The organism is Salmonella sp. SSDFZ54, from assembly GCF_004010735.1.
Classification (GTDB): Bacteria; Pseudomonadota; Gammaproteobacteria; order Enterobacterales; family Enterobacteriaceae; genus Salmonella; species Salmonella enterica.
Genome location: NZ_CP034819.1, coordinates 3,996,076 through 4,009,214, shown reverse-complemented (window position 1 = coordinate 4,009,214; position 13,139 = coordinate 3,996,076). Strand labels below are relative to the sequence as shown.

The 13,139-nt window shown below is 50.0% G+C and carries 14 protein-coding genes and 2 pseudogenes; 9 read left to right on the top strand and 7 right to left on the bottom strand.

Going from position 1 to position 13,139, the window contains the following annotated elements:
* The first annotated feature begins 75 nt into the window (after positions 1-75).
* The 3 genes from EOS97_RS19855 to EOS97_RS19845 all read left to right on the top strand — a co-directional run bounded on the left by EOS97_RS19855 (position 76) and on the right by EOS97_RS19845 (position 1,709).
* On the top strand, positions 76-387 hold the full coding sequence (locus EOS97_RS19855) for a type II toxin-antitoxin system HigB family toxin (protein ID WP_000558157.1): 312 nt from the start codon (positions 76-78) through the stop codon (positions 385-387).
* Positions 384-803, top strand: coding sequence for a type II toxin-antitoxin system HigA family antitoxin (locus EOS97_RS19850; RefSeq protein WP_000561389.1), 420 nt, complete (start codon positions 384-386; stop codon positions 801-803). The genes EOS97_RS19855 and EOS97_RS19850 overlap by 4 nt, the downstream gene beginning before the upstream one ends.
* A 255-nt stretch (positions 804-1,058) precedes the next feature.
* Positions 1,059-1,709, top strand: a complete 651-nt coding sequence (locus tag EOS97_RS19845; RefSeq protein WP_000478867.1) for a glycosyltransferase — start codon at positions 1,059-1,061, stop codon at positions 1,707-1,709.
* Between the two features lie 235 nt (positions 1,710-1,944).
* On the opposite strand, the gene EOS97_RS19840 is transcribed toward EOS97_RS19845, so the two are convergent.
* Positions 1,945-2,364 (bottom strand): GNAT family N-acetyltransferase, encoded by a 420-nt coding sequence (locus EOS97_RS19840; RefSeq protein WP_000354401.1) that lies wholly within the window; start codon positions 2,362-2,364, stop codon positions 1,945-1,947.
* A 369-nt stretch (positions 2,365-2,733) separates the two neighbouring features.
* Here EOS97_RS19840 and EOS97_RS19830 point away from each other — a divergent pair, with 369 nt between their 5' ends.
* Complete coding sequence (locus EOS97_RS19830) at positions 2,734-3,000, top strand: hypothetical protein (protein WP_077906534.1); 267 nt, start codon at positions 2,734-2,736, stop codon at positions 2,998-3,000.
* Positions 3,001-3,168: 168 nt separating this feature from the next.
* Entirely contained in the window at positions 3,169-3,309 is a 141-nt protein-coding gene (locus EOS97_RS19825) for a hypothetical protein (RefSeq protein WP_001640444.1), read from the top strand.
* A gap of 145 nt (positions 3,310-3,454) precedes the next feature.
* Here the strand turns inward: EOS97_RS19825 and EOS97_RS19820 are convergent.
* Positions 3,455-3,996: pseudogene (locus EOS97_RS19820) on the bottom strand (transposase); the annotation flags it as partial.
* A 101-nt stretch (positions 3,997-4,097) separates the two neighbouring features.
* Positions 4,098-6,518 (bottom strand): type III secretion system effector SspH3, encoded by a 2,421-nt coding sequence (gene sspH3 / locus EOS97_RS19815; protein ID WP_024146377.1) that lies wholly within the window; start codon positions 6,516-6,518, stop codon positions 4,098-4,100.
* 267 nt (positions 6,519-6,785) lie between these two features.
* On the opposite strand from sspH3, the pseudogene EOS97_RS19805 reads away from it, so the two are divergent.
* Positions 6,786-7,133: pseudogene (locus tag EOS97_RS19805) on the top strand (tyrosine-type recombinase/integrase); the annotation flags it as partial.
* A 373-nt stretch (positions 7,134-7,506) separates the two neighbouring features.
* Here the strand turns inward: EOS97_RS19805 and EOS97_RS19800 are convergent.
* The 3 genes from EOS97_RS19800 to yobA are packed head-to-tail and all read right to left on the bottom strand — an operon-like array spanning position 7,507 to position 9,127.
* Positions 7,507-7,860: a YebY family protein gene (locus EOS97_RS19800; protein WP_000722368.1), complete on the bottom strand. Its 354-nt coding sequence runs from the start codon at positions 7,858-7,860 to the stop codon at positions 7,507-7,509.
* 16 nt (positions 7,861-7,876) lie between these two features.
* Complete coding sequence (gene copD / locus EOS97_RS19795; RefSeq protein ID WP_000979697.1) at positions 7,877-8,752, bottom strand: copper homeostasis membrane protein CopD; 876 nt, start codon at positions 8,750-8,752, stop codon at positions 7,877-7,879.
* Positions 8,753-9,127: a CopC domain-containing protein YobA gene (gene yobA / locus EOS97_RS19790; RefSeq protein ID WP_000168396.1), complete on the bottom strand. Its 375-nt coding sequence runs from the start codon at positions 9,125-9,127 to the stop codon at positions 8,753-8,755.
* 137 nt (positions 9,128-9,264) lie between these two features.
* Here yobA and EOS97_RS19785 point away from each other — a divergent pair, with 137 nt between their 5' ends.
* The 3 genes from EOS97_RS19785 (at position 9,265) to exoX (ending at position 10,981) form a co-directional block, all read left to right on the top strand.
* Positions 9,265-9,495: a DNA polymerase III subunit theta gene (locus EOS97_RS19785; RefSeq protein WP_000856224.1), complete on the top strand. Its 231-nt coding sequence runs from the start codon at positions 9,265-9,267 to the stop codon at positions 9,493-9,495.
* Positions 9,496-9,602: 107 nt separating this feature from the next.
* The gene (locus EOS97_RS19780; protein ID WP_000100257.1) at positions 9,603-10,259 is read left to right on the top strand and encodes a carbon-nitrogen hydrolase family protein; all 657 of its coding nucleotides are present in this window, start codon (positions 9,603-9,605) and stop codon (positions 10,257-10,259) included.
* A 23-nt stretch (positions 10,260-10,282) separates the two neighbouring features.
* A complete protein-coding gene (exoX, locus tag EOS97_RS19775; protein WP_000944282.1) occupies positions 10,283-10,981 on the top strand; it encodes an exodeoxyribonuclease X in 699 nt (232 codons plus the stop codon).
* Between the two features lie 34 nt (positions 10,982-11,015).
* Here exoX and ptrB read toward each other — a convergent pair whose 3' ends face one another.
* Complete coding sequence (gene ptrB / locus EOS97_RS19770) at positions 11,016-13,067, bottom strand: oligopeptidase B (protein WP_000936991.1); 2,052 nt, start codon at positions 13,065-13,067, stop codon at positions 11,016-11,018.
* Positions 13,068-13,139 lie beyond the last annotated feature (72 nt).

Here is a 13,139-nt window from a genome sequence, read left to right as displayed (position 1 = left end):
CCGTTCACATATTGTAAACGGAAAGCATCACTGGTATAATGTTCACATAATGTAAACAGGCAGGTTTAACGCATAATGCATGTCATATCAAAAGAGCCTTTTGATGAAGCGGCAAGACGATATCCCAATGACTCGTTAGCCATAAAAGCCCTGTATCGCTTAGTCCGCGAAAAAGATTTCTCTTCTCCGGCAGAGCTACGAAAGGTCATACCGAGTCTCGATAACTTTAAGTACCGTAACAAGTGGTGGGTACTGGATGTCGGAGGCAACAACCTGAGGGTGATCGCTTACATCAACTTTATAAACAAACGCTTTTATGTGAAACACATCGCCACTCACGCTGAATATGACAAGCTGACCCGCTACTACAGGGAGAATAAAGAATGATTGCCAACACCGCAAAAGCTATCGAAGCCACAAAGGCGCTGGTCGCCGCCGTTCCTTTCCTGGGTGGCAGCGCGTCAGAGAAAGATTATCGTGATGCGCTGGCGCTGGTTGATTATCTTATCGAAAATGACGATGAAAACCCGCTGATTGACTTCCTGGCAAGCAAAATTGCCGAGTACGAAGATAACAGCAAGCAGTTCGCCGAGTTCAACAAATCTGTTGCTGAAATGCCGGTTGGCGTTGCCCTGCTGCGCACGCTAATTGACCAGTACAAACTCTCATACTCAGATCTTAAAGAAGAGATCGGTTCCAAATCACTGGTAAGTCAGATCCTGTCCGGACAGCGCTCGTTAACGATTACGCACATCAAAGCGCTTTCAGCACGATTTGGCGTGAAACCTGAGTGGTTCTTATAAAACAACGCTTAGCAGTGGAAGCTGCTATTTGCCCTCACTTCCATTGGATGGTTTTGATGTGATCTGCAGAAAAAGATTGCCGCCAGGACATTTTCTGGCGGCGTATTACCTCGCCTGATATCGTTGCGATGCGAAAGTAACCAGATAAAAGGAGAGATAGATCATGAACGATATACCAGTAGATGGCCCGGTTATTCCTTTGAATATCGACGAAGTTAAAAAGGTAGAATTCTCCCCGGAAACAAAATCACTAACATGTTTTTGAAGAAGCATTATCAGGCGTACCTGCCGGATGCTGATATCGCTATCGTCCCTAATGGTATTGACCTGGAGGCCTATCAGAAAAACGCTGTACTACTGCAAAAGTCTGACCAGGGAATAACTCCGGAGAAAAAAACGATTTTCTTTGCAGGCCGTATATCACCGGATAAGGGAGTGACTTTGCTTTTACAGGCGTTCGAACAACTCCTCAAGGAACGCAACAATATAGAGTTAGTTGTCGTTGGTAACTATATGAGTAAAAGTAAAGGTGAAAAAGCAACCTATCAGCGTGAGGTGCGGGAATTAGCAGTACGGCTAAAACCACACTGTCATATGGTTGGAGGTGTAACGCCTGAAGAGATATACAACTACTATTCGTTAGCAGATCTGGTTGTTATTCCCTTTCAATTCCAGGAACCGTTCTGCATGGTTGCAATTGAAGCAATGGGGGCAGGAAAGCCTGTACTGGTCAGTACACGCGGCGGGATGACTGAGCTCGTAAAAGAGGGGGATACCGGCTTCCATTTGCAGGAGCCAATGACCCCGGAGACCATTGCCAGGGACATTAATAAAGCGCTGGCATCCCCTGATTTAAACAATATTACCTTACATGGACAACGTTGTGTGGAAGATAAATTCCCGTGAGAAAAAGTAACCCAGCGGTTTGAGGAAGTGGTTAATAACTGGTTTAGATAATTAATGTGTATTAGCTCAAATGTGAGCTGACATATCTATGGCACAGCGCCAAACCTAATCTGACTGTCCGCCCTGTGCCAGAAGCGGACGCTGATCATAGTGTGTACAGGCCAACAATACGATATATTTTAAAGCTACCTGATTGCAGCTTTCATAAAACTATGGGTATTCAAATGCAGCAAAGCTATAAACCAGGCTTAATTAAATAATGCCTTTGCGAACCTACTTTAGGAAAGTCCGGTAGCGACATTTGAAGTATATAACCCTGTTTTTCATAAAAAGGGAGAGCCTGGAAGCTAAAGGTATCTACAAGTCCATGAACACAGCCTTTGCGCAAACCTTCTTTTTCGGCCATCTCCATAAGTTTGCTCCCCAGACCGTTGCTCCTTGCAGATTCACTTACCCAAAGATAGTCGATGCAGAGCCACGGACCTTTTCTGTCAGCAATTAATCCGCCTACCATTTCGCCGCTTTCGTTTCTGCAGTAGACCCCAAGCTGCCCATTTTTACTAAAATCGACGAACTGAGCATTGTAGCTTCTTAATCCGGCTAATAGTTCTTCTTTATCAAATTCAGTAACTTGATGTGTAATTTGAATGTCCATACATATCCAATTGAACAAGTTTGCATTTGGAATATAACGTTATAAATAAGTTAATTAAATGTATCAATAGAAAATTTGTTTTTACTCCTGGGGGCAGGTCACGTCCGCTACTCGCTTAAAGCAGACTGTCAGTTGGAGTCTGAGCTGGTACAATTAATGTGCCACTGGTTAGAAATCAGTAATACGATTTTATCAGGCTGGTGCTCTGGCCTGTCAGGATTTGAGGTATCCACCCGGTTTACCAGCCCCCTGTATTTGGCACCAGTGGAACCCACTTCCCGATCCAGGATATCCAGTACCCACCGCCGAACCTCTTTCCCCAAAACATATGAGCAACCTCAAGCGCCTTGTCTGGATGATAACCACGGTATGAAGTTTGATAACGCGTGGAATCAGGGCGTATGGTTCGCTCTCCGTGCAGCAACTGGACGCCCTTCTCCCCAGCCTTTCAGCGTTGAAGATTTGCCAGCGCTGGGTGAAGAGTGTAGGCGAATTATGAAAATCACTTCTGCCGTTTATACTTCGAAAAAGACGTTATCAGAAAGGTGGTTCGCAAGCGCGGAGTTATTAAACCTTTACTTAACGAAATACGGTTTAAGTTGCTTGAATTGCAGCAGAAAGAAAACGACGGCTTGATGATGCTGGACAAATTAAGCGAGCATGGCATCAATGGACTGATACGCCGTCAATAAAAGGAAGGGTGCATGGACGATCCCGTCACATCACCAATCATAACAGAAGAGCACAAAACAACATTTCACAGCGTAAAGGATAAAACACGATGCCATTTTCAATCAAAAACATATGTTCAGGTCCACAAGGACACTACCCAGAAATCTCCGGACCTATACAGAACAAGCCAGTACCGAGGAATTGCACACTGATCTCAACAACATGCAAAATACAGGAGTATACAGTATTCAGCAGATGTTCCTGCAGTTTTGAAATGCGACCACCCGGTACAGAAGAAAGAACCCCACGACTAAAACTCTCAGCAACGGAGCTCTTATGGCTATCTAAAACAATAGAAACAGAGATGCGCAACACAAAAGAATGAGCCTATCAGTAATTCTGTGTAACTGCCCAGTTATTAAAGGTGATCGCTCAGGCGGTCACCGAACTCGATAATAAAACGGCTCATCGCCAGCCACCAGTTCTGGATCGGCATACTCCATTTTTTTGACGCATCCTTGATTGCCAGATAAATAACTTTTCGTACTGAGTCATCCGTTGGGAACACCTTGCGTTTCTTAATCGCGGCACGGATCACGCAGTTCAGGGATTCGATTGCGTTTGTCGTATAGATGGCCTTGCGGATATCCGGCGGATAACTGAAGAGCGTATTGAGGTTTTCCCGGTGCGCACGCCAGCTTTTGCTGATTTGCGGATATTTATCGTCCCGGACTTTCGCGAACGCATCCATCGCCATCAGTGCCGCCTCTTCGGTCGGGCCTGATAGACCGTCTTCAGGCCGCTGGTGACAGCTTTGTAGTCTTTCCAGGCTACGTATTTCAGGCTGTTACGCACCATATGAATGATGCACAGCTGGATATGGGTTTGCGGGAAGACGTTGTTTATCGCATCCGGGAAGCCCTTCAGACCATCCACACTGGCAATCAGGATGTCCTTAACATCAGGAAGAAGCAGGTCTTCATAGCCCACTGTTGCGGCATCCCCTGCCCGGCGAAGTACAACGTCCCCCATTCGCCTGGCGCGGTGAATATCATGTTCAGTTAAGGCGCTAGATAGCTACCCAGCATCTCCTCCACAAGAGGTCGCAGGCCATCCAAAAATGTCTTTTTCGCGCTCTCCATCGCTCTTGCTCCGATAGTGCGCTCTGCATCGGTATTACCGACAAGCCCAAACGGTCTCAGCTCTGTGTCAGACAGCATCCGGTACGTTTCCTCATAATCCGATATTTGCTTTTCACGAAGCGCGTTAACGCGTTCCGGCGCTTTGCGCTCCAGCACGCTGTGTAACGGCCCCCACTGCAGTATCCACTCCCTGAGCTCGCTTTTTTCAGCGGCTTTCACCTGAAGCTCCGCAGCCTGAAGGTCTGAAACCGTCACGCCGGATACGCCAAAGAAACGCATTTCTGCCGTCACGCTGGTCAGCCCGAGTGCTTTCTTCAGCTTATTCTGATACGCCAGATAGACTTCAACATCATCGGCCAAGGCCAGCGTTCCGGCCTTTTCCCGGGCAATCTGTTCCAGTTTTTCCAGACGGAACATCTCACGCCCCGTGGCAACCAGCGCCGCGAGATTGTTATCGTATTGCCCTTTTTCTGCATCATGTACCAGTTGTACGTTCTTCATCTGGTGCAGAGCAAGTGTGACCCGATCCTGGCAGCTTGCTGTTGCCTCTGTTGCCATGGCAAAGGTTTTTGCTCTCAGCGCCTCATCTTCAGCCAGTTGTACCAGCCAGGACGATATCTGTGCCTTAAACCCCGCGTCCTTCATGAAGTTTTCCGTCTCACTCAGTCTGTCCAGGAAGAGGCTGAAGGCAGCAGCGTTATCTTCCTGTCCGAACATATGCCATCTGTCTGCAGGAGCCGGTTCGCCCTCCCGGGCAGGCACCAGCCAGCCAGCGGCCGCCAGGTGCAGTGCCCGGGCTTCCCGGGGGGCTGAGGCTCCCGCCATATCGAATAGTATCCTGGGGCCTGAATAGCCTGGCGCGCTGGTGATCTCCCGCAGCGCCTGCAGAGTGCGTTCAGACAGAGGATTGCCTTCCAGATTTACGCTTGCCTCTGAAGACAGACCCGTGATGCTTTCCGGCAGGCGGGTCAGTTGGTTATTGCGGGCATACAACCGTTGTAGGCCTGACGGCAGCGCCGGCAGGCGGGTCAACTGTGGGTTAGCATCAACCGACAGCGTCTGTAGTCCTTCCGGCAACGGCGGCAGGCGCACCAGTTGTGGATTGCGCTCGAGCGTCAGCAACTCCAGTCCTGCCGGCAACAGCGGCAGGCTGGTCAGTTGATTATCTGATACCGACAGCACCTGTAGTCCTGCCGGCAACGGCGGCAGGCTGGTCAGTTGGTTACCTGCTACCAACAGCCTCCGTAGTCCTGCCGGCAACGGCGGCAGGCGGGTCAGTTGATTACCTGCTACCGACAGCATCTGTAGTCCTGCCGGCAACGGCGGCAGGCTGGTCAGTTGGTTACGTGCTACCAACAGCATCTGTAGTCCTGCCGGCAACGGCGGCAGGCTGGTCAGTTGGTTACCTGCTACCGACAGCGTCTGTAGTCCTGCCGGCAACGGCGGCAGACTGGTCAGTTGGTTACCTGATACCGTCAGCACCACCAGTCCTGCCGGCAATGGCGGCAGGCTGGTCAGTTGGTTATCTTCGACAGTAAGCACCTCCAGTCCTGACGGCAACGGCGGCAGGCTGGTCAGTTGGTTATCTTCGACAGTAAGCACCTCCAGTCCTGACGGCAGCGTCGGCAGGCTGGTCAGATAATTATTATGAGGAATAACCAATGTTGTTATATGCGCTGGTAAACGGTCTGGTAAGGCGGTAAGGCCTGACTCTCCCACATTAAGCTCTCGACTGCCGTTATTCAGGCAGGTACATATTCTCTGTACCGTCGCAGCACGACCGCGTAACTCTTCTGCTGGCGCAGCCCCCTTCCATTCTGACCAGACAGCATCATACTCTGCTGGTGTCTGTGGAGCCGCCGGAGCCGGAAGGGGGGATACCTGGAGTGTCCCGGATGCCCCTTCCGCATGTTCTGTACATTCCTCTCCCTGTTCTATGTCCATGGTGAAGCGATATGTTTCATTGTGCCCCTGGCAATTCACGGAATAGTTCCCGGCGTCATCAAGGGTGACCGACAATATCTCCTGGTTGTCTGCATCCAGGATACAGAAGTGGCTTTCCCCGTGGCGGCCGGAGTGAATGCTTTCCTCGTATCCGGCATACGCGAGCATCCTGAGCTGTTCAAATCTGCTGACCACATCCTCCCGCGTCGTTCCGACCGAAGGGTGGCAAATCGTCCAGATACATTCCTGCGCTTCAGTCTGGTGCGTTGAGCAGAAAAACTCCTTAATTTTTTCCCATAAGCTCATTTCAGGCGGGGTTGCAGATTGGGCTATACAGTTAATACGAAGGTTAGTGATTGTGGCGGGAAGACATCCGCTTCCAACATGCAAGGGCATAATAAAAAACCTTTATAAATTTACACATAATGTCTGTCTGGCGGACATCCTCTTTCCCTGGTCTTAATTTCACAATAAGGTTATCGACGGATTCATGGTCGTCCTGCCATGGCGGGCTTCAGTAGGTGCAGAAGAAAAATCCGTTATGATGACCGGATGGCGGGACTGTCATTTTGCAGCTAAAGGTGTCGATTTTTTCAGGGGCGCTTTCTACGATGACCAGATCATCCGGCATCAGCGCCCGGGCGTTCAATTTTGGCAGGCAGATCCCTGACCCTTGAGGTGCCAGGGTTACGTCCGGGAACGGTTATCGATCGCTGCCGGCTGGTAAGCAGAACTGATTTCATGATCAGTGCAGGAATCAGGAAAAATAGCCCGACCGGGAATATTCACCCGGATGGGCTGACAAAGAAATTTGTAAAAGCCAGAAAAATTTCAGACGTTAAATGTAGTGATAACCCACCGACATTTCACGAGATCCGTAGCCTGGCTGGTCGGCTGTACAAAGACGAACTCGGCGAGGAATTCGCTCAAAAACTCCTGGGCCACACCTCAGAGAACACCACGAAACTCTATCTCGATGAACGCGATAATAAAGCTTACGTGATGCTCTGATTTTGTTGTAAAAGAAATGTTAAACTGGATTTGGATGTGATATAACCAAAAAGACCGGAATACAGAAATTCGAGGAAATTTCGAGGAATTTCGAGGGGAAACACATAACCCATTGATTTATAATCTAAATAAAAAGAGACCGAATACGATTCCTGTATTCGGTCCAGGGAAATGGCTCTTGGGAGAGAGCCGTGCGCTAAAAGTTGGCATTAATGCAGGCTAAATCGCCTTGCCCTTTAAGAATAGATGACGACGCCAGGTTTTCCAGTTTGCGACGAAGGTGATTGAAAAAACCTGGCGTTTTGTCTGTTATCAGAGATAAAAAAACCGTAAGCCTTTTCGTGAAGGTTTACGGTTTTTTATTAAAAATCAGTCAGCTATTGGATGGATCACAAAGCTTTTGCGCACGTTCGATAAACGGCGCCAGACTCATTTTCTCACCGGGCTTCGCCGGGTTATCGATTTGAATGACGGCGATAGGCTGAGCGCGCGTTTTACCCTCCGCTACTTGCTGTTCGGCAATGGCATTCAAAGGATACTGCACCAGCGTACTGGGATTGATCACATAGAGCGCCTGGCCAGGCCGACAGGTCAACATGACCTCTTCCCGATTAAACGCCCACTTGTCTTTTCCTACTTCAAAACGACTTACGGTAATCACCTGCGGCGCCGCCAACGCTACGCCCGAAGTGGCCAGCAGAAGCGCCGGAAGGAGTATTTTTTTCATTCGTTATGCCAGTCCATCAGAAAGGTTCGAGGGTTGCAAACAGGCTGACGATCGCCAGAACTATGCCTCCAACTCCCCATTCAATTTGCGTCATCCTGACAAACCATAGGTCAGTCCGGGGATTTTCCTGTCGCATACGTGGTACGAGAACATACCGATTCGTCAGCGCAATTGCTACCATAAGCACCACCAGCGCACATTTTAACAAAAGCAACTGTCCATAGGTGGTCTGCCAGATGGCGGTAAATCCCGTGATAAATAGCGTGTTGCCAATGCCTGTGAGCAATACGCCCGCCACAAAAAAGTGACCATAACGAGAAAAACGCATCATGGCGCTAATAGCATGTTGACGCCAGCGTCCCTGAGCCATGCGCATACAATAAACCACTGGCAACAGCCCACCAAACCAGGCTGCGGCACAGAGTAAATGCAGAGCATGGTTAATCTGCTGTAATGTTCCCGCTACACCGTCGCGCATCGTCGCATGTCCAACGCCTGCCAGCAGGATAAACTGAGCAACGGTGAGAATAAGAAGCCGTCGTTGCATTTTTACCGGCGCAATGACTACCACCGCCAGCGTGACCAGCGCGAGGATAATTTGCCATATCCAGACCGCGCCAAAGCGGGTTTGCAGTACCGCGCTCCACACAGAGACGGAAAAAACATCGGGCCAGCCGCCACCCATCAGTCCGCCCTGAATTGCCAGCATAAAAGCCGCGCTGATAACGCTCCAGGCGGCGGCATGTCGTTGCAGATGTAAAAATCGACGCGTCATTAAACGACGAATTGATGCGGGTGCCAGCCAGGCGCCGTAAAGCGCGCAGCCGTAGACCAGCATCAAACTAGCAAAATGAATAAATCGGAGAGTTATCCAGACGAATGTCAGCATCATTTATTTCACGCTGAAGGTGTATTTCCCTTTTGTTTTATGTCCATCCACCGACACAACGTGCCAGTCTACCGTATAAGCGCCAGATTTTAACGGCTGCTCAAGCGGGATAATCAACTGCGTTTTATCCTGTTCATTTCGCTTTGCCGGGCGCGTTTTGATGAGCTCTTGCTGAGGGCCAGTAATGGTTGCGCCGCTGAACCCTGGCTCAATCCCTTCAGAAAAATTCAGAGTCAGCGCCTGTGGCGAGGCCGTAACGGCAGCATTCGCCGCTGGATACTGATGCGTCAGGTGCGCATGTGCCCAGGCCGCTGGCGTCGCAAATGTCGATGCCAGCAGCACTAAAGCTAAACGTCGCGATGGTGCAGAAGAAGCCATATTCACTATTCCTTTTTGTTATACCTACGTTACAAAGAATAACCTTCAACAATCAATGAGTCGAGGATCATCATTTCCATCTTGCCATTACCGCGGACTCTTAGTACCTTCTGGCGGCAACAAAAAAGGAGACACGTATGAAAACAAATCTGGCTCAGCTTGAACAAGCGGAAATGGATAAAGTCAATGTGGACCTGGCGGCAGCCGGGGTGGCATTTAAAGAGCGCTACAATATGCCAGTTGTCGCGGAGGCGGTCGAACGTGAGCAGCCAGAGCATCTACGCGCCTGGTTTCGCGAGCGGCTGATTGCCCATCGTCTGGCTTCCGTATCACTATCCCGACTCCCTTACGAACCCAAAGTTAAATAAAAATTATATAACGTTACACTTCCTTACATGCAGACGACTACATTATAAGGCGATTCTTAACCTATGCTTTTTAGAATGGCTGTAGAGACTATGAAAAGGAAGTCATTATGTCCTCCTGGAAAATTGCTGCTGCGCAGTATGCGCCCCTGAACGCCTCGCCGGCGGAGCATGTCGCCCATCATCTGGAATATATTGAGCTTGCGGCTCGTCAACAGTGCGAACTGCTGGTCTTTCCGTCACTGTCGCTATTAGGCTGCGACGAAAGAAATAAATCGTTGCCCGCCCCGCCTGACGAGGCGCTTTTACAGCCGCTCACTCATGCGGCCGATACCCACCATATGACTATCATTGTGGGTATGCCTGTTGAGCATAACTGCCGCTTCGTAAAAGGCATCGCTATTTTTGCCCCATGGCTGACGTCACCGCTCATGTTTCACAAAAGTCATGGCGCCTGTATTGCCAGGCAGCGAAGCGCTATCAACGTGGTGGATGAGCAGCCAGAAGGTGGTGATATAGATCCCTCATTTACGTTATTCACAACCAGTCAATGTCTTAACGAACCTGAACTCCATGCTTCTACCTCACGCTTACAACGTTTTTCGCATAAATATGCGCTGGCCGTACTGATGGCCAATGCCTGTGGCAGTAGCGCGCTGTGGGATGAAAGCGGGCAACTTATTGTTCGTGCCGATTGCGGTTCGCTATTACTGACGGGTCTGCGCACAACCGAGGGTTGGCAAGGCGATATCATTCCATTACGCTAAGGTCTTTCGGTGAGGAATGAATCATGTTGCGGATTATAGACACGGAAACCTGCGGGCTGCAGGGCGGGATCGTAGAGATAGCCTCTGTAGATGTCATTGATGGCAACATTGTCAATCCCATGAGTCACCTGATACGCCCCGATCGCCCTATTACGCCGCAGGCGATGGCGATACACCGTATTACCGAAGCCATGGTCGCCGATAAGCCGTGGATTGAAGATGTCATACCGCTTTATTACGGTAGTGAGTGGTATGTCGCTCACAATGCCAGTTTCGACAGACGCGTATTACCTGAATTGCCGGGTGAGTGGATCTGTACCATGAAGTTGTCGCGACGCCTGTGGCCGGGAATAAAATACAGCAATATGGCGCTCTATAAATCGCGCAAACTAAGCGTACAAACGCCACCGGGGCTGCACCATCACCGGGCGCTTTATGATTGCTATATCACCGCCGCCTTGCTGATTGATATTATGCGAACCACCGGCTGGACCGCGGAAGAAATGGTCAATATCACGGGCCGTCCTGCGCTGTTAACCACTTTCCCGTTCGGTAAATACCGCGGTAAGGCGGTATCTGAAGTCGCAAAACGCGATCCGGGCTATTTACGCTGGCTTTTTAATAACCTTGATAATATGAGCCCGGAACTTCGCCTGACGCTTAAACACTACCTGGAAGATGTTCAGGCTGGCGAGCAACGCAGCAATGGAACACCACAATAACCCGCGACGCTCACAAGCCGTTGCGGGCGCGCGTCTATGCGCTATGTAAGGTTCCCTGCGCCAGGCCGATTAAAAAGGCGAACTCCAACGCGACGCCTTCGTAGGATTTAAACCGCCCCGACTTACCACCGTGCCCGGAGTCCATATCCGTACATAACAGCAGCAGACGTTGGTCCGTTTTTAGCTCGCGTAATTTTGCCACCCACTTCGCTGGCTCCCAGTATTGCACCTGAGAATCGTGCAATCCTGTTGTCACCAGCAGGTGCGGATAGTCCTGCGCTTTGACATTGTCATAAGGACTATAGCTTTTCATATAGTCATAATACTTAATATCCTGCGGGTTCCCCCACTCTTCAAACTCTCCTGTCGTTAGTGGGATCGACTCATCCAGCATCGTGGTTAATACATCAACAAAGGGTACCTGGGCAATAACGCCGTGGAAAAGCTCGGGACGTTCGTTGATAGCGACGCCCATTAGCATTCCGCCCGCGCTCCCGCCCATCCCATAACACAGCGACGGTGAACCGTAACCCAGTTTTAATAAGGCATCGCAGGCATCAAGATAGTCATTAAAAGTATTCCGCTTTTTGAGGAATTTACCATCTTCATACCACTGCTGCCCCAGCTCACCGCCGCCGCGAACGTGTACGATTGCGTAAACAAAGCCACGATCCAGCAAGCTCAGTCGGCTGCTGCTGAAGTCGGCGTCAATACTGGAACCGTAAGATCCGTAGCCGTAAACCAGAAGCGGATTTTGCCCTTTACGAAAATACTTCTGATGATAAACCAGCGATACCGGCACTTCGACACCGTCGCGTGCGGTGATCCACAGGTGTTCGCTCTGATAACAGCCAGAATCAAACCCAGGCACTTCCGTCTGTTTAAGTACCCGTCGCTCTCCGGTATCCATATCCAGTTCAAACAAGGTATCTGGCGTCGTCATTGAAGAATAGCCGTAACGCAGCCGGGAGGTCTCAGGTTCGGGATTATAGGCAAGCCAGGTCACGTAAGCCGGATCGTCAAAGGCGATGCCTATCACTTCACGGGTTTTACGGTTAATTTGCCGCAGGCTGGTAAGCCCCCGTTGACGCTCTTCTACTACTAACCAGTCGGTAAACAGGGTAAACCCTTCCAGCATAATATGCTCGCGCGGAGGGATCAGCTCTTCCCAGGCATTTTCATTGCGCACGCGGGTACGGTACAACCCAAAGTTTTTACCGTTCCGGTTAGAGCGCAGGTAAAACTTATGTTGATAGTGATCGAGACTATATTCATGGTCTTTGCGGCGCGGTAAAAATGAAAACGGCTCGGCATCGGCCAGTTCCGCGTCAAGTAACAGCACTTCGCTAGTGGTGGCGCTGGCAAGATGAATCACCACATAATGCTGCGAAGTGGTTTTATGCAGGCTGACATAAAAGGTATCGTCTTTCTCTTCATATACCAGTTCATCTTGCGATGACGGAGTGCCAATCGTGTGTCGCCAAACCTGATAGGGCAGCAGCGTCTTCTTATGCTTACGCACGTAGTAAAGGGTCAGGGAATCATTGGCCCAGACAAATTCAGGCGCAACGTTATCCAGCAGTTCCGGATACCAGTTACCGCTTTCGAGGTTACGAAAACGCAACCCATACTGACGACGGGATAAATAATCTTCCGCCAGCGCCATGATGGTATTATCCGGCGTAATGGCAAGTCCGCCGAGCGTATAAAATTCGCTGTGCGCGGCCCGCTGGTTCGCATCGAGCAAGGTTTCCCACACATCCCACTCTTCGCTTAACGCCGATTGTCGTTGATAGATGGCATATTCGCAGCCGGGTTCATAGATATAACGGTAGCGATAGCCGTTTTTCACATACGGAGCGGAAACTTCTCTGGGCGGGATGCGATCGATAATTTCTTTTAGAATGCGGTCCTGTAACGCCTGCTGAGAGGACATGACCTTCCGGCCATACTCATTTTCCTGATGCAGGTAATCAAGGACTTCCGGCTGCGAGCGAGTGTCATCTCGCAGCCAGTAATAATTATCAATGCGCGTATCGCCATGTACGGTCATGGCATAGGGAATTCGATTGGCTTTTGGCAACATGTCGTTTTTTCTTTTGCGTTAATATTTGTTATATATCACGCGGCAAACACAGCGGCTTAGCATGGTAGTCCC